At 58.2% G+C, this 20,767-nt stretch carries 16 protein-coding genes and 2 rRNA genes (1 of these 18 running past the window's edge); 13 read left to right on the forward strand and 5 right to left on the reverse strand.

From position 1 onward, the window contains the following. Together KBP52_RS25925 and rrf are read left to right on the forward strand one after the other, a co-directional pair. Positions 1–491: ribosomal RNA gene (locus tag KBP52_RS25925) — 23S ribosomal RNA — on the forward strand; it begins 2,403 nt to the left of the window's first position. Between the two features lie 165 nt (positions 492–656). Beyond that, positions 657–772, forward strand: a 5S ribosomal RNA gene (rrf, locus tag KBP52_RS25930). A 139-nt stretch (positions 773–911) separates the two neighbouring features. Here the strand turns inward: rrf and KBP52_RS25935 are convergent. Next, on the reverse strand, positions 912–2,267 hold the full coding sequence (locus KBP52_RS25935; protein ID WP_212621270.1) for a lysozyme inhibitor LprI family protein: 1,356 nt from the start codon (positions 2,265–2,267) through the stop codon (positions 912–914). A 210-nt stretch (positions 2,268–2,477) separates the two neighbouring features. Between KBP52_RS25935 and KBP52_RS25940 the strand changes: the two genes are divergently transcribed. The 4 genes from KBP52_RS25940 (at position 2,478) to KBP52_RS25955 (ending at position 7,674) form a co-directional block, all read left to right on the forward strand. Then, on the forward strand, positions 2,478–4,082 hold the full coding sequence (locus KBP52_RS25940; RefSeq protein WP_212621271.1) for a tetratricopeptide repeat-containing response regulator: 1,605 nt from the start codon (positions 2,478–2,480) through the stop codon (positions 4,080–4,082). Next, the gene (locus KBP52_RS25945; RefSeq protein WP_077574156.1) at positions 4,079–4,771 is read left to right on the forward strand and encodes a HAMP domain-containing sensor histidine kinase; all 693 of its coding nucleotides are present in this window, start codon (positions 4,079–4,081) and stop codon (positions 4,769–4,771) included. Before KBP52_RS25940 ends, KBP52_RS25945 begins: the two co-directional genes overlap by 4 nt. Positions 4,772–4,971: 200 nt before the next feature. Further along, positions 4,972–6,213, forward strand: a complete 1,242-nt coding sequence (locus tag KBP52_RS25950) for a glutamine synthetase family protein (RefSeq protein ID WP_212623164.1) — start codon at positions 4,972–4,974, stop codon at positions 6,211–6,213. Between the two features lie 69 nt (positions 6,214–6,282). Further along, on the forward strand, positions 6,283–7,674 hold the full coding sequence (locus KBP52_RS25955) for an MFS transporter (RefSeq protein WP_077574154.1): 1,392 nt from the start codon (positions 6,283–6,285) through the stop codon (positions 7,672–7,674). 72 nt (positions 7,675–7,746) lie between these two features. On the opposite strand, the gene KBP52_RS25960 is transcribed toward KBP52_RS25955, so the two are convergent. The 4 genes from KBP52_RS25960 to flgA form a co-directional block, all read right to left on the reverse strand. Then, entirely contained in the window at positions 7,747–8,493 is a 747-nt protein-coding gene (locus KBP52_RS25960; protein ID WP_077574153.1) for a flagellar brake protein, read from the reverse strand. An 88-nt stretch (positions 8,494–8,581) separates the two neighbouring features. Then, the gene (locus tag KBP52_RS25965; protein WP_116033289.1) at positions 8,582–9,049 is read right to left on the reverse strand and encodes a flagellar protein FlgN; all 468 of its coding nucleotides are present in this window, start codon (positions 9,047–9,049) and stop codon (positions 8,582–8,584) included. A gap of 48 nt (positions 9,050–9,097) precedes the next feature. Beyond that, entirely contained in the window at positions 9,098–9,424 is a 327-nt protein-coding gene (flgM, locus tag KBP52_RS25970; RefSeq protein WP_077574151.1) for a flagellar biosynthesis anti-sigma factor FlgM, read from the reverse strand. Positions 9,425–9,572: 148 nt separating this feature from the next. Beyond that, complete coding sequence (flgA, locus tag KBP52_RS25975) at positions 9,573–10,334, reverse strand: flagellar basal body P-ring formation chaperone FlgA (protein WP_095123060.1); 762 nt, start codon at positions 10,332–10,334, stop codon at positions 9,573–9,575. Positions 10,335–10,416: 82 nt separating this feature from the next. Between flgA and KBP52_RS25980 the strand changes: the two genes are divergently transcribed. The 7 genes from KBP52_RS25980 to KBP52_RS26010 all read left to right on the forward strand — a co-directional run bounded on the left by KBP52_RS25980 (position 10,417) and on the right by KBP52_RS26010 (position 20,740). Further along, entirely contained in the window at positions 10,417–11,349 is a 933-nt protein-coding gene (locus KBP52_RS25980) for a chemotaxis protein CheV (RefSeq protein WP_007917585.1), read from the forward strand. Between the two features lie 46 nt (positions 11,350–11,395). Further along, on the forward strand, positions 11,396–12,223 hold the full coding sequence (gene cheR / locus KBP52_RS25985; RefSeq protein WP_007917583.1) for a protein-glutamate O-methyltransferase CheR: 828 nt from the start codon (positions 11,396–11,398) through the stop codon (positions 12,221–12,223). Between the two features lie 372 nt (positions 12,224–12,595). Next, a complete protein-coding gene (flgB, locus tag KBP52_RS25990; RefSeq protein WP_007917581.1) occupies positions 12,596–13,003 on the forward strand; it encodes a flagellar basal body rod protein FlgB in 408 nt (135 codons plus the stop codon). 3 nt (positions 13,004–13,006) lie between these two features. After that, positions 13,007–13,450 (forward strand): flagellar basal body rod protein FlgC, encoded by a 444-nt coding sequence (gene flgC / locus KBP52_RS25995; protein ID WP_003227217.1) that lies wholly within the window; start codon positions 13,007–13,009, stop codon positions 13,448–13,450. Between the two features lie 15 nt (positions 13,451–13,465). After that, on the forward strand, positions 13,466–14,191 hold the full coding sequence (flgD, locus tag KBP52_RS26000; protein WP_077574149.1) for a flagellar hook assembly protein FlgD: 726 nt from the start codon (positions 13,466–13,468) through the stop codon (positions 14,189–14,191). Between the two features lie 31 nt (positions 14,192–14,222). Further along, a complete protein-coding gene (gene flgE, locus KBP52_RS26005) occupies positions 14,223–15,569 on the forward strand; it encodes a flagellar hook protein FlgE (RefSeq protein ID WP_212621272.1) in 1,347 nt (448 codons plus the stop codon). A 290-nt stretch (positions 15,570–15,859) separates the two neighbouring features. Then, positions 15,860–20,740 (forward strand): calcium-binding protein, encoded by a 4,881-nt coding sequence (locus tag KBP52_RS26010; RefSeq protein WP_212621273.1) that lies wholly within the window; start codon positions 15,860–15,862, stop codon positions 20,738–20,740. Positions 20,741–20,767 lie beyond the last annotated feature (27 nt).

The raw sequence follows: 20,767 nt of genomic DNA on the forward strand, positions 1-20,767 counted from the left end.
GGCCATCGCTCAACGGATAAAAGGTACTCCGGGGATAACAGGCTGATACCGCCCAAGAGTTCATATCGACGGCGGTGTTTGGCACCTCGATGTCGGCTCATCACATCCTGGGGCTGAAGCCGGTCCCAAGGGTATGGCTGTTCGCCATTTAAAGTGGTACGCGAGCTGGGTTTAGAACGTCGTGAGACAGTTCGGTCCCTATCTGCCGTGGACGTTTGAGATTTGAGAGGGGCTGCTCCTAGTACGAGAGGACCGGAGTGGACGAACCTCTGGTGTTCCGGTTGTCACGCCAGTGGCATTGCCGGGTAGCTATGTTCGGGAAAGATAACCGCTGAAAGCATCTAAGCGGGAAACTTGCCTCAAGATGAGATCTCACTGGAACCTTGAGTTCCCTGAAGGGCCGTCGAAGACTACGACGTTGATAGGTTGGGTGTGTAAGCGCTGTGAGGCGTTGAGCTAACCAATACTAATTGCCCGTGAGGCTTGACCATATAACACCCAAGCAATTTGCGTCGAAAGGCCAAGTTGCGGTGTGTGAAGACGAAACGAACCGAAAGTTCGACTGCACTTAAAAAAGCAGCACAAAACACCGAAAACTACCACATACCCAATTTGCTGAAGCGAGGCCAACTGGCCACGACTCAGTACCCGAATTTCTTGACGACCATAGAGCGTTGGAACCACCTGATCCCATCCCGAACTCAGCAGTGAAACGATGCATCGCCGATGGTAGTGTGGGGTTTCCCCATGTGAGAGTAGGTCATCGTCAAGATTAAATTCCGAAACCCCAATTGCGAAAGCAGTTGGGGTTTTGTTTTGCCCGCAGGAAAGTTTTGGCTCGCGACAGGTAATACGTTCACCAACGTATTACCTGCCCCAACCGTCGCTAACCTTGAGCGCGAGAAGTCATGCTACGCGCCGTCGTCCGTTTCAACTTTACCTAGTGCTGCGCTCACGGCGCTGACATGGCGTTTGCCATTCACGTCATAACTACGCCCAGTGGCTTCGGCATCCGGTTTGCGCAATACCAGTTGTGCCGACAATCCTTCCTTTTCGTAGTAGCTGCCGAACCAGTTGATCAACGCGCCGATATAACAATCATTGCCAATGACAACCCCCAGATTCGTGACAACTTCGAGGGTGTAGGGCGCCATGCCATAGCTGTAATAGTTGTTTTCTCCTGCGCCACTGGCCGGGACAGGGCAGAGCGGCGTGTTCGCTGAACTGACTTCTCCAGCCTGCGTCGCTTTGCTTATCGCCCGGTCAAGTGTCTGTTGCAGAGCGGGCTCCAACTCGTAAGTGGTGGTGCCGTCTTCCTTATGTTGAAGGGTGGGCACCTTCAGGTCGTAACGGTAATGAACCGCTATCGTCGGTACCCGATTGTTGATTCTGAGCGGGTTTAGCAAGTAAAGCTGATCAACTCCGTAGGCACCGCTGCGATACGCCGCATACACTTTTCCACGGATGTTTATCCAATTCGCTGACTGGTTGGCGCCGCGATCATTGATGTGAAACAGCGAGCTTTCAGCGGCGGGGCTTCTCTTGATGAAACGCTCGCCGGTTCGCCGCCAGGTCTCCGTGTAGGTAAACAGACCTGTGCCGCCGGTGTAGGTATCGACGATAAGGTCGCGCTGACCATCGTCGTCCATGTCCAGCAGGGTGTACGTGGAGTGACCGAAATCGGCAGCGCCGGAAATGTCCGACGTCCTCAGCGCCTGCCACTCGTCTGGCGTGAGACCGGCGGGCGTCGATGTCGGAAAGTGCGTGTCGCTTGGATCATCCTTGTCGACCTCTCCAGAGAACGAGGTCTTGCCCGCGCGGATGCCAAAGGCTTCAAGCGTACGCTCCAGGGCAAACTCCGGATTGTCCTTGCTCGCTGCTTGAATGCTGTTGCTCAGTTCATGCATCACTTGCGTATCGAGGTCATCCGGTGGGTAGGCAAGCGCCTCCGTCAACAGTGCCTGAAGGACTTTCAGGCGCTCGTCATAACGCTGATTCAGGCACGAGACATCGTCGGCGCATTCATTGCGAGCCTTTAACCACAGTCGTTGAGTACGTTTCAGTTCCGGTTGTACCTGGGCGGACGCCTTTATTAACGCTCGATAAACAGAGCCCATCTGTACATCTTGTTCATAAAGTCCTTTGCCCGCGCAAACAGTGTTTTCGGCAGCATTCGCCGCTTTTGTGCAGTCCATTCCAGCCGCCATTGCCTGCTGAACAAGCAGCAGAGCGCAGGCGGAAACGATGCAGCGTCCTTTGATGTACACGATGTAAACCTTGTAGTGGAAAGTTGTCCTGGCGCGCAGGGTAAATGCTCGCAGAGGAATCTTGAAGTGCCGACTTCAGGGAACAGCACTTCTGGCCGATAACCCATTCGGTGACTTAAAAGTCGCGCGAAATCGCTTGATAGCATTTGGCCGCCAGCTATCATCTGCGCGCCTGAAATTGCCCTCACTTCAATTGCCTGGAAATCTTCGATGCTGTCGTATCACCAAAAGAGTTTTCTGATCGTCGATGATTTCTCGGATTTCCGCAGTTCCGTGCGTTCGATGCTGCGTGAGCTTGGGGTCAAGGACGTCGATACGGCCGACACCGGTGAGCAGGCGCTGAAGATGTGCGCACAGAAGTCCTACGATTTCATCCTGCAGGATTTCCATCTCGGCGACGGCAAGAAGAACGGTCAACAGGTTCTCGAAGACCTGATGCTGGAAAAGCTCATCAGCCATGAAGCCGTGTTTGTCATGGTCACCGCCGAGACCAGTCAGGCGATGGTGCTCAGTGCCCTCGAGCATGAGCCGGATGCGTACCTGACCAAGCCGTTCAACCGTTCCGGTCTGGCCCAGCGCCTGGAGCGTCTGGAGCAGCGCAAGACGTTGCTCAAACCGATTCTGCAAGCCCTCGACCGTGGCAAACCGGTCGAGGTGCTCAACGCTTGCATCGCCCTGTGCAAGCAGGACATCCGCTATTCGCCGCTGTGCCTGCGCTACCGCGCTGATGCGCTACGCGACATGAACCAGAACGAAGCGCTGGAGCGCCTCTACGACAGCATCATTGCTGACCGCCCATTGCCGTGGGCATTTGCCGGGCTGGGCAAGTTGTTGTTCAAGCGCGGTCAGGTTGCACAGGCTAAAGGCGTTTATGAGAAAGCGCTGAAGGTGTTCCCGATGATGCCGTCGCTGTACGACGGCATGGCCGACGTGCTGGTGTCCGAGGGGGATACCAAAGGCGCGCAACAGGTGCTCGAAGAGGCCATTCGTCTTTCGCCACTGGCGGTGCGCCGACAGGCTTTGCTCGGCAAACTGGCGATGGCCAACGAAGATTTCGACACCGCCTCGCGTGCTTACCGCCAAGCGGTGTCGCAAGGTGCACAGTCGCGCTTCAAGGACCCGGAAAGCAACCTCGGGTTGGCCCACGCGCTGATCAGCAAGGGCAGCGAACGTGGTCTCGATACGCGCACGCGTCTTGAGATCAACACCACCCTCAGCGCCGTGGCCAAAGAAAACCCGACCGACCCGGGCCTGCAGATTCGAGCGCGTCTGATGAAGGCCACCAGTCTGCTCCTCAACGATGCGGAAACCGCTGACAAGCTCACCGAACAAGCGCTGATGCGCCTCGACGGCATGGAGCAATTCATGAGCCCGGAGGCGGCGTTGCTGGTCGCCAAGCAATTGCAGATGCTCGGGCAGGCCGAGGCGGGCACCTCGATGCTCAAGAGCTGTGCGGAGATCTACGGGGATGACCCTGCGGTGATGAAAGACATCGCCAAGCTCACCGATGACCCGACTATTCTCAGCTCCAGCAACGCTGCTGCCGACCTCAACCGTCAGGGCGTGCGGGTGTACAAGACCGGCAACCTGGTGGAGGCTCGCGAGGTTTTCCGCAAGGCGCTGAAGATGCAACCGAAGAACATCAGTATCGCGCTGAACATGGCCCAGTCGCTGCTCCACGGCACCGACACCAGTGTGCCGTCGGCGGAGCTGGAAGAATGTCGGGCCTGCCTGAAGATGGTTGGCCTGATGCCCGACACCGACGCGCGTTTTGCGCGTTATCAGAAGCTGAAAAGCAAGGCGTTTGGCGAATGAGCAACGACAAGCAGGCGCTGGATTTTTCCACGGTGATCGCCTCCACCGTCCACGACATGAAGAACTCGCTGGCCTTGCTGATGCAGGCCCACAGCCAATGGCTCGCGCGCTTGCCGCAAGCGCAGCGCGAAGGTTCGGAGCAGGGCGTCATCGACTTCGAGTTCGCCCACCTCAATGGCATGCTGGTGCAGTTGCTCGGGCTGTACAAGCTCGGCGTCAACCAGATGCCGCTACAACCGGCGTATCACGAACTCGATGACTTTATCGAGGCGCAACTGGCGGCGCATCAAGAGGTGTTTGCCAGTCGCGGGATCATCGCCACCTATGAAGTCGATCCGTTGAGTCCGTTGGGTTTCTTCGACCGCGAACTGATTGCCTCAGTGCTCGGAAACTGCATCAACAATGCGATTCGTTATGCCCGCGAATCGTTGCTGATCACCGTCAGTGACGAAGCCGGGCAACTGGTGCTAAGCATCAATGACGACGGCGACGGTTATCCGGCCGAGATGCTCGAGCGTCAGGCCGATTACGTGCAGGGCATCAATCACAGCAGCGGCAGCACCGGGCTCGGTTTGTATTTCGCCAATCGTATCGCCGCGCTGCATCAGCGCAACGGTGTCGAAGGGCGCACCGAAATCCGCAATGGCGGACCGCTTGGCGGCGGGGTGTTCAGCCTTTATCTGCCGTGACACAGGTTTTTGTTTGACGCTGCTTGATATTCCGAACAGCCGAAGCCTATTTTGTACGGGTCGCCGTTCGCGGCTCGCACAATAACAAGGATTGCGTCATGACAACCGATGGCCAGCGTTCACTCGCGCAGCGATTGACGGGCATTGATGAGATTGAATGTGTCACGCCGGATTTGAATGGCGTACCCCGGGGCAAAGTGATGACCGCCGAGGGGTTCCTCGAAGGACGGCGTTTGCAGTTAGCGCGGGGTGTGCTGCTGCAATGCATCATGGGCGGTTATCCGGCAGCGCGGTTTTACGGCAGCGATGACGGAGACCTGGCACTGGTCGCCGAGCCGACCCAGATCCATCGCTTGCCGTGGAGTGACGACCCGCGCGCCCTGGCCATTTGCGATGCCGATGAACTGACCGGCGAAAGCTCCAATCTGTCGACCCGTGGCCAGTTGAAAAAAGTCATTGCCCGTTACGCCGCGCGCGGCCTGGCGCCGGTGGTGGCGACCGAGCTGGAATTCTTTGTTTTCGCGCCGAACACCGATCCGACCCAACCATTCCGGCCTCCCGTCGGTCTCGACGGTCGCCGCGAGGATGGCCAATCCGCGTTCAGCATCAGCTCCAATAACGGTCTGCGGCCATTCTTCAACGAAGTCTATAAATGCATGGCGGCACTCGGACTGCCGCGCGATACCTTCATGCACGAAATGGGTGTCAGCCAGTTCGAGATCAATCTGCTGCACGGCGATCCGCTGTTGCTCGCCGACCAGACCTTTCTGTTCAAACACCTGCTCAAGGAAGTCGCGCTCAAGCATGGCCTGACCGTGGTGTGCATGGCTAAACCGCTGGCACACACGCCGGGCAGTTCGATGCACATTCACCAGAGCATCGTCGAGGTCGGCAGCGGCAAGAATCTCTTCAGTGACGCGAACGGTGAGCCGACGGCGATGTTCCGCCACTTCGTTGGTGGCCAGCAAGCGGGCATGGCCGATTTCACTGCACTGTTCGCACCGAATGTGAATTCCTATCAGCGGCTGTGCCATCCCTATGCATCGCCGAACAATGCGTGCTGGTCCCACGACAACCGTGCGGCCGGGCTGCGAATTCCTGCGAGTGCGCCGGTCGCTCGTCGCGTGGAAAACCGTCTGCCGGGCGCCGATGCCAATCCGTATCTGGCGATTGCGGCCAGTCTGGCTGCCGGTTTGCATGGCATCGAGCATGAGCTGGAACCGAGCGAGGAGATTCAGGGCGAGTTCGAATCGCCGGACAACCTCTCGCTGCCGTGTACTTTGCATGCCGCGCTCGAACGTCTGAAACGTAGCCAATTGGCGAGGGAACTGTTCGGACAGGAGTTCATCGAAGGCTACATCGCTTCGAAGACCATGGAGTTGACCAGCTTCTTTGATGAAATCACTCCCTGGGAACGACGTGTTCTAGCAGCCCAGGCCTGACGTACCGCCGCCATCGGGCTATCGTTCTGGTAGCCCGATATTTACTGCAAGGAGCCGCTCGGAACGCCGATGCGCCAAATCTGGAAATCCTTTCGAGCGCTGTATTTCGCCTCGCTGATGATGTTGATCGGCTCGGGCCTTCTATCCACTTATCTGGCCTTGCGTCTGGCCGCTGACAATGTCGACGGCCTCTGGGTCGGTGCGCTGATGGCGGCCAACTATTTCGGCTTGGTGCTGGGCGGCAAGATCGGTCACCGGCTGATCGCCCGTGTCGGGCATATTCGTGCTTATTCCGCCTGTGCCGGGATCGTCGGGGCGGCGGTGCTGGGCCACGGGCTGGTCGATTGGCTGCCGGCGTGGCTGGTGCTGCGGACCATTGTCGGTCTGGGCATGATGTGCCAATACATGGTGATCGAGAGCTGGCTCAACGAGCAGGCTGACGCCAATCAGCGAGGTCTGGTGTTCAGCGGTTACATGATCGCGTCTTACCTTGGCCTGGTGCTGGGTCAATTGATTCTGGTCATGCACCCCGGGCTGGGTCTGGAACTGCTGATGCTGGTCGCGCTGTGCTTTGCGCTGTGTCTGGTGCCTGTGACGTTGACTCGACGGATTCACCCGGCGCCCCTGCATCCGGCGCCGATGGAGCCGCGCTTCTTTATCAAACGGGTCCCGCAGTCGCTGAGTACGGTGCTTGGTGCCGGTTTGATCATCGGTTCGTTCTACGGTCTGGCACCGTTGTATGCCTCGCAACAAGGGCTGTCGACCGAGCAGGTCGGTCTGTTCATGGGTAGCTGCATCTTTGCCGGTTTGCTGGTGCAGTGGCCGCTGGGCTGGTTGTCCGACCGTTACGATCGGGCGCTGCTGATTCGCTGCTTTGCCGGCTTCCTCGCGGTGGCGGCGTTGCCGTTGGCGGTGCTGCCGCAAGTGCCGCTTGAGGTGTTGTTCGGGGTTGGCTTTCTCTGTTCGCTGGTGCAGTTCTGTCTGTATCCGTTGGCGGTTGCGTTTTCCAATGACCACGTGGAAGGGGATCGCCGGGTGTCGCTGACAGCAATGTTGTTGGTGACCTACGGGGTCGGCGCGAGCATCGGGCCGTTGCTCGCGGGTGTGCTGATGAAGCTGTTTGGCAGTCAGAGCCTGTATGCGTTTTTCAGCTTTTTCGCGCTGGTGCTGGTATGGCGGATCCGGCCGAAAGCCGTGACCAATCTGCATCAGGTCGACGATGCGCCGCTGCATCACGTGGCCATGCCCGACAGCATGTCCAGCTCGCCACTGGTGGCGGCCCTCGACCCTCGGGTAGACGAACAGGTGGTGCAGGAGCAGATGGTGCAGGACCCTGTGCAAGCGCCGCCGACTCCCGAGCCGGAGCCTGACGCCGATGCTCAGCCAGAGCCTGCAGCAGAAGCGGAACCGGAAAGTGGCAGCGACAAGCCTGCACCGGATCTCAGTGGCGGCAGACCCTGAACTGAGCAAAAAGCACTGCGCATAAAAAAGGGCAGTCCCACCAGGGGCTGCCCTTTTTATTGTCGCTGCGAATCACATATCGTCTTTGTCGAAACGGCGTGCTTCACGTTGCAACTGATACACGAAACGCTCAACGTTGCGCGCTGCCTGACCACTGATGTTGTGGAAGCGCAGGCCGGCAAAGGTGATGTTGAGTTTTTCTTCGAAGTGCAGATAGCGCAATTCGACGGAGGTCGGCTGGTTGCCGAACAGTGGCGGCGCGATCAGGCGGTCATAGACTTGGCCCAATTGCAGACGATCGGTGATATCACCTTCGAAACGCAGCTTGCAGCCGGTCGCGGAGATATCCAGCAGTTTGCCGTTGATCGGTGCCTTGAGCTTTTCGCCGCCCAGTTCAACGCTGACCAGATCGGTCAGTTTCAGCGCGGCGCGGAAGGCATTGCGGCGCTGGTGGTAAACCACTTCAGTCGGCAGCTCGCCGGTGTAGAAACGATCACCTTCGGACTCTTCGATATTCAGCGTGCCGGTGCATTCCCAGGCAATGCGCACACCTTCATGAAAACCTTCGACCTTGAATGGTTCGCCGGCCAGCAGAAAGCGTTCGCCGTCACGCGGGATCATCTCGTCCAGCGCGATCGAAGCGCTGTCGCGGTCGACTTTGATCAGGTAGCTCTGGAAGCGCTGGCTGCGCTCATGAAAGGTGATGATCAGCGGATCGTGGCTTTCTTGCAGCTGGCGCAGGTTGCTGGAGATTTCCAGTGGCGTGGTAAGCACCTTAGGGGGCTGCGGAGCATCATCCGCGCTGAGGGCGTTGGACACGGTTTATCAATCTCCAGACAAAATATGACGACTAGCCAGCATTTTGCCAGCATGTTTCGCGGGTTGATAGAGCTGGCGCATCAACGGCTCATGCCTGGCTGAGCGGACGCGGCGTGGCGGGTTTGGCAAATGTACCGCTGGCGTTATAAAGCGCTGGCGCTTCACCACCGGTGAGGATCTTCAGCTGATTGGCCGTGGCGGCCTGCTGGATCTGGATCGACTGACCATTCTTGAGGTTGGCGGCCTGGCATTGCGCGATCAGATCGGTCAATGCGTCGCCTTGCGTCAACAACTGCTCGCCAATGCTCGACTGGCCAGCCAGTTGCTCCAGACCGCTGCGGTCTGTCGGCAAGTTGAGGCTGGCGAGGATTTCGCTGCGTTTGCGGCCATGCTGTTCAAGCAGAATGATCAATGCCTGTTTGTGCGCCAGAATTTCTTCCAGCAGGGGCATGTCGCGACCGTGCAACGCGAGAGATTCGGTTTGCAGCAACTCCAGCAATTGTTGAGCTGGAGCAAAGTCGTCGTTGATCAGTTGCAATAAATTAGTGTCGTGCATGGCTGGCCTTGGGTGTTAAGCGTCCAAAAGCCTCGCGCCGGCAAAGGCCTAGCGCTGGGCTTCGAAGTTGAGCAGTTTGCTGGCTACACGGTTGCTGTCGACTTTATAGCTGCCATCGGCAATCGCGGCTTTCAACTCGGCCACACGGGCTTTGTCGACAGCAGGTTGATCGCGCAGCTTGTCAGTGACCTTCTGCAACTGTTGAGCCTCATTGCTGAGGTGTACCGATTCCCCGCTTTTTGCGGTACTGGCCGGTTCGGCCTGGGTATTCAGCGGCGCGGAGGTGCCGGTTTCGGCGGTTTCCTTGGCGTTGCTGGTACGTGTACTGCCCGTAAGTGACGAGGAGCTGTTCAAACGGCTGAAATCGATGACCATGATAAAAACCTCTGGGAATTTGGACGCTTGCCATGTTTTCGGCCATCCCCTGGAAAACTTTAGGCACATTTACAATGAGCCTTGCATGCGCCGGCGCGTGTCCTGCTGCGGCACAGTTTAGGGAACAGCCGGGGTCAGCGCCAGTTTTCTACATCGCGACTTCCACTTGGCCGGGCGCGGTGACTTGCGCCTTGATGACCCGTTGCGAGTTGAGGTTTTTCACCCGGATCTGTTCCTTCAAACCGCCATTGGCCAGCGCTTCACCGGGCATGCGCACAGCGAGCGTGCCGCTGCGCGCAGTGATGACCACTTGATCGCCCTTGCGAATGACTTCCGCCTGTTCCAGATGAACCAAGGTAATGACCTGATCGGCTACCGTTGGTCGGGTTAATTTCTGCCCGATCGCTTCGTCTACCGAGGTCAGAAAGCCTTGGTTGATCGTACTCACGTCGCGCTCACGCAGGGTCACGTCCTGCGGTTCGATAATCCCTGCACGTTTGAGCGGTCGGGTGGTGGTCACAATCTCGCGAAACAGGCGGACTTGAGCGGGCACGAACACGGTCCAGGGCGAGGCGCCTTCACAGCGGACCTTCACCGTGACCCGGCCCAACGGACGTGCCGGGCTCTCCAAAGTCGCTGTCAATTCCTTGTCGCACATAGGCATGCGCATACGGGGGTCGAGCTGGTTAACTTCGATTTCGTAGCGGCCTTCCGTTTGACTGGTTGCCAGATAGTCTTCTACGGTGAACTCAAGAAAGCCCTGAGTGACGCCGATAAGCATGTCAGGCAAGGTAACCGCATCAGCAATGGCAGGGCTGCCAGCAAAAAAGCAGCAAATAGCGCCCGCAGCACAGAGCCCTCTGCGGAGGGGAGATGTCAGGCGTCGAAAAAATGTCGTTTGAGCGTTCATACGAGTTAAAAAGCAAGCGCCGTGCCGTTTAGCAATGAATGTGCGTCGCAACAACACTTGGCGTTGATGTAGGAGTCTGGGCATGGCTGGTGTAATGGATTCGGTGAACCAGCGCACGCAACTGGTAGGGCAGAATCGCCTGGAGCTGTTGTTGTTCCGTCTTGACGGTCAGCAGCTCTATGGAATCAACGTGTTCAAGGTGCGGGAAGTGTTGCAGTGCCCGTCGCTGACGTTGATGCCCAAGTCCAGTCCTGTCGTGTGTGGGGTGGCAAATATCCGGGGGGCGACCATTCCGATCCTTGATCTGGCAATGGCGACCGGTTCCGGAGCGTTGAAAGACAAGAACAACCCGTTCGTGATCATCACGGAGTACAACACCAAGACCCAGGGTTTCCTGGTCCGCTCGGTGGAGCGCATCGTCAACATGAACTGGGAAGAGATTCATCCACCGCCCAAGGGCACGGGTCGCGATCATTACCTGACCGCTGTGACTCGGGTGGACAATCAGTTAGTCGAAATCATCGACGTCGAGAAAGTGCTGGCGGAAGTTGCGCCGACACCGGAAGCGATTTCGGTGGGCGTGGTCGATGTCGAGACCCAGACCAAGGCACTGTCGTTGCGTGTCTTGACGGTCGATGACTCGTCGGTGGCGCGCAAGCAGGTCACGCGTTGTCTACAGACGATCGGTGTCGAAGTGGTGGCGCTGAACGACGGCAAGCAGGCGCTGGATTACCTGCGCAAGCTGGTCGACGAGGGCAAGAAGCCGGAAGAAGAGTTCCTGATGATGATTTCCGACATCGAGATGCCGGAGATGGACGGGTACACCCTGACGGCGGAAATCCGCGGCGACGCACGCATGCAAAAGCTTCATATCATCCTGCATACTTCGTTGTCCGGGGTATTCAATCAGGCGATGGTCAAGAAAGTCGGTGCTGATGACTTCCTGGCCAAGTTCCGCCCTGATGACCTGGCATCCCGGGTAGTCGACCGGATCAAAGCAGCAGATATCAGCTAGGAGCGTTTTGCTCCTGGCGGTCAACACGATTTAAGAGGCGGCATCATTGTCTACGGGTAATTTGGATTTCGAACAGTTCCGGGTCTTCCTGGAAAAAGCCTGTGGCATTTTGCTCGGTGAAAACAAGCAATACCTGGTCTCGAGCCGTCTCAACAAACTGATGGAGCAGCAAGGCATCAAATCCCTGGGTGAGCTGGTTCAGCGCATCCAGACCCAGCCGCGCAGCGGTTTGCGCGAGCAAGTGGTCGATGCCATGACGACCAACGAAACCCTGTGGTTTCGTGACACCTATCCGTTTGAAGTCTTGAAGAACAAGGTACTGCCTGAAGCGATCAAGGCCAGCCCCAACCAGCGCCTGCGGATCTGGTCGGCGGCGTGCTCGTCGGGCCAGGAACCGTACTCGCTGTCGATGTCGATCGACGAGTTCGAGCGCAGCAACCTAGGCCAGTTGAAGATGGGTGTGCAAATCGTTGCCACTGATTTGTCCGGCCTTATGCTGACCAACTGCAAGACGGGCGAGTACGACAGCCTGGCGATCGGTCGTGGTTTGTCGCCGGAACGTCTGCAGCGTTACTTCGACCCGAAAGGGCCGGGGCGCTGGGTGATCAAGGCACCGATCAAGAACCGCGTGGAGTTCCGTTCGTTCAACCTGCTCGACAGCTATGCCGCGCTGGGCAAGTTCGACATCGTGTTCTGCCGCAACGTGTTGATCTACTTCTCTGCCGAAGTGAAGAAAGACATCCTGTTGCGCATTCACAGCACGTTGAAGCCGGGCGGTTATCTGTTCCTTGGCGCTTCCGAAGCGTTGAACGGTTTGCCGGACCATTACCAGATGGTGCAGTGCAGCCCGGGGATCATTTACCAGGCGAAATGATTGCATCGGCAATACAAAAAACGGCAGGCCCGCAAAGGCCTGCCGTTTTTTTGTGCCCGAAGAAATTCTCCCTGACACCACAAAACCCCTGTAGGAGTGAGCCTGCTCGCGATAGCGGTAGCACATCCAACATCATCGGTGCCTGACACACCGCTATCGCGAGCAGGCTCACTCCTACAAGGAGGCTGTGGTGTGGATGAGGGAGAAGGCAAGCGGCAGAAAAGCGGCATCCGGCGGAAACCGGTTGCCGCTTTTCTGGCATTGCCGCTTTGCCGACGTCCGGCAAGGCCCCGGTTTACGGGGGTTTTATGGTTTGGCACGGCGCTTGCTAAAGCTCAGTTACGAAAAACCGGTCACCTGAAGGTTCCCGACATGAGCATCAGCTTCGATAAAGCGCTCGGCATTCACGAAAAGGCATTGGGCTTCCGCGCCCAGCGTGCCGAAGTGCTGGCCAACAACATCGCCAACGCCGACACCCCGAACTACAAGGCTCGGGATCTGGACTTCTCCAAAGTGCTTGAAGCACAGACCCAGAAGAACGCCAACGGCACCATCGCTTTGAACATGACCAACAGCCGTCACATCGAAGCTGAAGGCCTGGGCAACGGCGACGAATCGCTGATGTATCGCACGCCGATGCAACCTTCGATCGACCAGAACACTGTGGACGCCCAACTGGAACAGTCGAACTACGCGGAAAACGCCGTCGGCTTCCAGGCCAGCTTCACCCTGCTCAACAGCAAATTCAAAGGGCTGGTGTCAGCCCTGCGCGGAGAGTAATCCATGTCCCTGTCCAGCGTTTTCAACATTGCCGGCAGCGGCATGAGCGCACAGACCACGCGTCTGAACACCGTGGCGTCGAACATCGCCAACGCCGAAACCGTCTCGTCGAGCATCGACCAGACCTATCGCGCCCGTCACCCGGTATTCGCCACCATGTTCCAGGGCGGCCAGAACAGTGGCAGCAACTCGTTGTTCCAGAGCCAGGACGCGGCCGGTCAGGGCGTACAGGTGCTCGGTGTGGTCGAAGACCAGAGCAACCTCGAAGCGCGCTACGAGCCGAACCATCCGGCGGCTGACGCCAAAGGCTACGTCTACTACCCGAACGTCAACGTAGTGGAAGAAATGGCCGACATGATTTCCGCGAGCCGTTCGTTCCAGACCAACGCCGAAATGATGAACACCGCCAAAACCATGATGCAGAAGGTACTGACCCTCGGTCAGTAATAAGGGGCGACTGCCATGAGTGTTACCGATACCACCGCTACGCCGAGCCTGAAGGACATCCTCGCCAACTCGGCGAAGACCAGCAGCACCACGACGGGCGGCATCGCCTCGGCGACCAACAGTGCCACCGGCGGTCAAGCGTTGGGCAAGGATGCGTTCCTGCAATTGCTGGTCACCCAGCTGAAAAACCAGAACCCGCTCGACCCGCAGGACAACAGCGCATTCGTTGCGCAGTTGGCGCAGTTCAGCAGCCTCGAAGGCATCACCACGCTGAACTCCACCGTGAGTGGCCTGGCCGGCAACTACAACTCGTCGCAGGCGCTGCAAGCTTCGTCGCTGGTCGGTCGCAATGTGATCGTGCAGACCAACACCGCGCAGCTCGACGATCCGAGCAAAGGCCTGACCGGTTCGGTGAACCTGTCGACGTCCATTGCTGAGGGTACCGTGACCATCACCGACAGCAGCGGCAAGACGGTTCGCACCATCGATCTGGGCAGTCGCGCCGCTGGCAGTGCCAGCTTCACCTGGGACGGCAAGGACACGTCCGGCACCCTCGTGCCGACCGGTACCTACACCTTCAAGGCGAGCGCACCGATCAACGGCACCGCGACCGATCTGGCCACTTACCTGCCGGCAACGGTCAACAGCGTGACGATCAGCCAGACCGGTGGCGAGCTGATGCTCAACCTGGCTGGCAAGGGCTCCGTTGCCCTGTCCAAAGTACAAACCATTGGTATATAGAGCCGACTAACCGGCAACAAAGGAGTGGAATATGTCTTTCAATATCGGCCTTAGCGGTCTCTATGCAGCCAACAAACAACTGGACGTGACCGGCAACAACATCGCCAACGTCGCGACCGCCGGTTTCAAATCGTCCCGTGCAGAATTCGAAGACGTTTACTCGGCGACCCGTCTGGGCACCGGCAGCAAAGTCATCGGCAACGGTGTGCGCCTGGCCAACGTTTCCCAGCAGTTCACCCAGGGTGACATCAACAACACCGGCAACGTGTTGGACATGGGTATCAACGGTTCCGGCTTCTTCACCATGAGCAACAACGGTTCGATTTCCTACACCCGTGCCGGTACTTTCAAAGTCGACGACGCCGGTTTCATCACCAACACCGACTACACCTCGCGCCTGCAAGGTTACGCTGTGGATTCCAGCGGCAAAATCATCAAGGGCGTGTTGACCGACCTGAAGATCGACACCTCGAACCTGGCCCCGAAGTCGACTTCGGCCGTGGGGTCGAGCATCAACCTGAACTCGTCGGCTCCCGTGATCGTTGATACCGGCGCCACCGCTGTCAAGTTCGATCCGTCCAAGGTCGAGACTTACACCGAGTCGTTCAGCACCCCGATCTATGACACGCAGGGCAACAAGCACAACATGGATCAGTACGTCGTGAAGACGGGCGAAAACACCTGGAAGGTGTACACGCTGGTGGACGGGCGCAACCCGGACGCGACCGGCAGTGATCCAAGCAAAGCTGCCACTCCGCCGATTGCATCGACTCTGACGTTCGACAGTTCCGGCAAGCTGCTTCAGGTCAGCACACCGAGCACTCTGCCGCCGCCGGCTCCGAACCCGATCATCAGCAGCGATCTCACACTGAAAAACTGGGTGCCGGGCACCGTGACCAATGGCAACTTCACGCCTAACGGCGCGGCTGCCAACCCGAATGGCGTGACCGTTTCCCTGGCCAAGACCACTCAGTACAACGCGGATACCTCGCGTACCATCCCGACTCAGGATGGTTACGCCACTGGCCAGATCACCAACCTGACCATCGACGGCACCGGAACGCTGTTCGCCAACTTCAGCAACAACCAGAACAAGGCGATCGGCCAGGTTGCACTGGCCAGCTTCACTAACGAGCAAGGTCTGCAAGCAGTGGGCGGCACCAGTTGGAAGGAAACCTTCGCTTCGGGTATTCCGGGTTATGACGCTCCGGAAACCGGCACCTTGGGTTCGATTCAGTCCAACTCGCTGGAAGAGTCAAACGTTAACCTGACCAATGAGCTGGTGGACCTGATCAAGGGCCAGAGCAACTATCAGGCGAACGCCAAGACCATTTCGACCCAGAGCACCATCATGCAGACCATCATTCAGATGACCTGATGTGTTCGAATAGCTGCACTGAAAACCGACGCCTTGGGCGTCGGTTTTTTTTTGCCTGCTATCAGGCTTTGCTTAGATACCTACCGTTCGTCGGAAGCTGTGGTGCAGTAATTGCAGATGCCCCGAGCAAAGGAGGGGGCGCGTCAAACTTCCGCAGGTCATGGAGACCTCTGGTTGCAGGGCGGTTAAACGTCTCATCAATGACCACGCGCAAAAGTACTCGGCCTTATCGAGGCGATTCTGAAGCATTGCGTTGACTATCGATTCATCAAAAAGGCAAGGAAGAAACAATGGCAGTTATAAACGGAACGTCGGGTACGGACACACTGGTAGGCACGTCAAGTGCGGATGAGTTGTATGGGTTTGCAGGAAATGACTCGCTGAGTGGTGGCGAGGGCAATGACCTGCTGGATGGCGGGGCAGGTGCTGATGTCTTGAATGGCGGGAACGGTATCGATACCGCGTCTTATGCCAACTCGACAGCCGGGGTAACCGTTAACCTGGTTTCAGGCACGGGTATTGGCGGGGATGCGCAGGGTGACACCTTGACCTCCATTGAGACGGTCGTCGGGTCTGCGTTCAACGACAACCTGACCGCAAGTCTGGCGGGCAACAGTTTGATCGGCGGCGCGGGCAATGACGTGTATTTCGTCAACGGCTCGGCAGTGAACGTGATCGAAACCGCCGGCGGTGGCGATGACGAAGTACGCACCGTGGTTACCAACCTGCGTCTGGCCGACAACGTTGAGCGCCTGACTTACGTCGGCAACAGCAGCTTTGTCGGGTTCGGCAACGGTCTGGACAACGTCATTACTGGCGGCGCCAACAATGACACCTTGTCGGGTGGTGCAGGCGCTGACCAGTTCATCGGCGGTGCGGGCACCGATACCGTGAGCTACATCGACAGTCCCGGCTCGATCACCATCAACACCAAAACCGGCGTCCACACCGGCATTGCCGAGGGTGATACGTATGTTGGCATTGAGGTGATTCAAGGTTCGAACTCCGACGACATTTTCATCAGTGGCGCAGCCGCCGATACGTTCGATGGCTCGATGGGCAATAACGACACCGTTGATTACTCGGGTTCGGCAAGCGGTGTGACGGCGAGCCTGCTCAGTGGTGCGGTCGGTGTCGGCGGTGATGCGCAGGGCGACCGACTGTGGAACATCGAAACCGTGATCGGCTCGTCATTTGACGACTCGCTGACTGCGAGCCTTGCAGGCAACAAACTGATCGGCGGCGCGGGCAATGACGTGTATTTCGTCAACGGCTCGGCAGTGAACGTGATCGAAACCGCCGGCGGCGGCGATGACGAAGTACGCACTGTGGTCACCAACCTGCGTCTGGCCGATAACGTCGAGCGTCTGACTTACGTCGGCAACAGCAGCTTTGTCGGGTGCGGCAACGGTCTGGACAACGTCATCACTGGCGGCGCCAACAATGACACCCTGTCGGGCGGCGCCGGCGCTGACCAGTTCATCGGCGGTGCGGGCACCGATACCGTGAGCTACATCGACAGTCCCGGCTCGATCACGATCAACACCAAAACCGGCGTCCACACCGGGATTGCCGAGGGTGATACGTTCGTTGGCATTGAGGTGATTCAAGGCTCGAACTCCGACGACATTTTCATCAGTGGCGCAGCCGCCGATACGTTCGATGGCTCGATGGGCAACAACGACACCGTTGATTACTCGGGTTCGGCAAGCGGTGTGACGGCGAGCCTGCTCAGTGGCGCGGTCGGTGTCGGCGGTGATGCGCAGGGCGACCGACTGTGGAACATCGAAACCGTGATCGGCTCGTCATTTGGCGACTCGCTGACTGCGAGCCTTGCAGGCAACAAACTGATCGGCGGCGCGGGCAACGACGTGTATTTCGTCAATGGCTCGGCAGTCAACGTGATCGAAACCGCCGGCGGCGGCGATGACGAAGTACGCACCGTGGTCACCAACCTGCGTCTGGCCGACAACGTCGAGCGCCTGACTTACGTAGGCAACAGCAGTTTTGTCGGGTTCGGCAACGGTCTGGACAACGTCATCACTGGCGGCGCCAACAACGACACCCTGTCGGGCGGCGCCGGCGCTGACCAGTTCATCGGCGGTGCGGGCACTGATACCGTGAGCTACATCGACAGTCCCGGCTCGATCACGATCAACACCAAAACCGGCGTACACACCGGCATTGCCGAGGGTGATACGTATGTTGGCATTGAGGTGATTCAAGGCTCGAACTCCGACGATATTTTCATCAGTGGCGCAGCCGCCGATACGTTCGATGGCTCGATGGGCAATAACGACACCGTTGATTACTCGGGTTCGGCAAGCGGTGTGACGGCGAGCCTGCTCAGTGGTGCGGTCGGTGTCGGCGGTGATGCGCAGGGCGACCGACTGTGGAACATCGAAACCGTGATCGGCTCGTCATTTGACGACTCGCTGACCGCGAGCCTTGCAGGCAACAAACTGATCGGCGGCGCGGGCAACGACGTGTATTTCGTCAACGGCTCGGCAGTGAACGTGATCGAAACCGCCGGCGGTGGCGATGACGAAGTACGCACCGTGGTCACCAACCTGCGTCTGGCCGACAACGTCGAGCGCCTGACTTACGTCGGCAACAGCAGTTTTGTCGGGTTCGGCAACGGTCTGGACAACGTCATTACTGGCGGCGCCAACAACGACACCCTGTCGGGTGGTGCAGGCGCTGACCAGTTCATCGGCGGTGCGGGCACTGATACCGTGAGCTACATCGACAGTCCCGGCTCGATCACCATCAACACCAAAACCGGCGTCCACACCGGCATTGCCGAGGGTGATACGTTCGTTGGCATTGAGGTGATTCAAGGTTCGAACTCCGACGACATTTTCATCAGTGGCGCAGCCGCCGATACGTTCGATGGCTCGATGGGCAACAACGACACCGTTGATTACTCGGGTTCGGCAAGCGGTGTGACGGCGAGCCTGCTCAGTGGCGCGGTCGGTGTCGGCGGTGATGCGCAGGGCGACCGACTGTGGAACATCGAAACCGTGATCGGCTCGTCATTTGACGACTCGCTGACCGCGAGCCTTGCAGGCAACAAACTGATCGGCGGCGCGGGCAACGACGTGTATTTCGTCAACGGCTCGGCAGTGAACGTGATCGAAACCGCCGGCGGTGGCGATGACGAAGTACGCACCGTGGTCACCAACCTGCGTCTGGCCGACAACGTCGAGCGCCTGACTTACGTCGGCAACAGCAGTTTTGTCGGGTTCGGCAACGGTCTGGACAACGTCATTACTGGCGGCGCCAACAACGACACCCTGTCGGGTGGTGCAGGCGCTGACCAGTTCATCGGCGGTGCGGGCACTGATACCGTGAGCTACATCGACAGTCCCGGCTCGATCACCATCAACACCAAAACCGGCGTCCACACCGGCATTGCCGAGGGTGATACGTTCGTTGGCATTGAGGTGATTCAAGGTTCGAACTCCGACGACATTTTCATCAGTGGCGCAGCCGCCGATACGTTCGATGGCTCGATGGGCAACAACGACACCGTTGATTACTCGGGTTCGGCAAGCGGTGTGACGGCGAGCCTGCTCAGTGGCGCGGTCGGTGTCGGCGGTGATGCGCAGGGCGACCGACTGTGGAACATCGAAACCGTGATCGGCTCGTCATTTGACGACTCGCTGACCGCGAGCCTTGCAGGCAACAAACTGATCGGCGGCGCGGGCAACGACGTGTATTTCGTCAACGGCTCGGCAGTGAACGTGATCGAAACCGCCGGCGGTGGCGATGACGAAGTACGCACCGTGGTCACCAACCTGCGTCTGGCCGACAACGTTGAGCGTCTGACTTACGTCGGCAACAGCAGTTTTGTCGGGTTCGGCAACGGTCTGGACAACGTCATTACTGGCGGCGCAAACAACGACGTATTGTCGGGTGGTGCGGGGGCGGACCAATTTATCGGTGGCAATGGTTTTGACGTCGCCAGCTATATCGACAGCCCGACCGGTGTGACGATCAACACCAAGACCGGCGTGAACTCCGGCATCGCCTTGGGTGATACGTATGTCGGTATCGAGCAAATTCGTGGATCAAATAGCGGCGATATCTTCGTCGGTGGGCTGGGTGCGGATAATTTCGACGGGAGCGGCGGCACCGACATCCTCAGCTTTGCGAGTGAGACTTCCGGCGTCACGCTGGATTTGAGTCCAACAGTGCTTACCGGTATTGCTGCGGGCGACGCCTACACCTCGATCGAGGCGTTCCAGGGCACAAGTTATGCCGACACTTTTACCGGCAGTGCCAGAGCCGCCGAGAGTTTCATTGGAGGTGGCGGTGCGGATACCTTGACTGGTGTGGGTCGAGGTGATGGCGCCTGGTACGTCAACAGTTCCGATGCAGTGCAGATCAATCTTCTGACAGGTTCCATCTCCGGCGGCGATGCCCAAGGTGATGTGCTCATCAATATCGATAATCTGATCGGTTCGGCGTTCAATGACACCTTGACCGGTAACACCTACGCCAACGTGTTGGAGGGTGGAGACGGTAACGACGTCTTGTATGGCGGTGATGGCAACGACACTCTGTACGGACATAGCTTCACGGATATCAGCGCTCTGGCCGTAGCTGTCTCGACGCAAAACCAGTCCGACACCATTTATGGCGGTAATGGCGATGATTACATCATGGGTTACGCGCGCGATGTGGGGTCGGTCTTTTATGGTGAAGCCGGTAATGACAACATCACGGTCTTTTCAGGCATTGCCAACGGAGGCGACGGTAACGATACGTTGACGGGCTCGGGTCATGGCTACGAACTGCATGGCGGGGCGGGCGCGGACAAGCTGTACCTGAATGCTTCGGGTGACGCGTATGGTGGCGAGGGCAGCGATGCATATTTCGTCTCTTCCAAAACCATGGTTGCGATTTCCGATGACGGCACCGCGGGCATCGATATCGTCACCCTGAAAAACATCCAGAGCTTCAATGATGTCCGCATCATGACCAACGACCAAGGCGTCTACATCTTCAATGCTGCGGACGTGCAGAGCGGCAACCTGGACTCCGGTCTTTTCCTGAAGGACTGGAACAAGGGGGCCAACACCATTGAAACCTTCTACACCAACAACGGCGATTCTTTCACCATCCCGGTGGTAGGGCAGGCAATGGCCGAGTCCTTGATGAGCTGACGGAGGCTGCAACATAAAAACGGCGAG

This window comes from Pseudomonas sp. SCA2728.1_7 (assembly GCF_018138145.1).
GTDB classification, from domain to species: Bacteria; Pseudomonadota; Gammaproteobacteria; order Pseudomonadales; family Pseudomonadaceae; genus Aquipseudomonas; species Aquipseudomonas koreensis_A.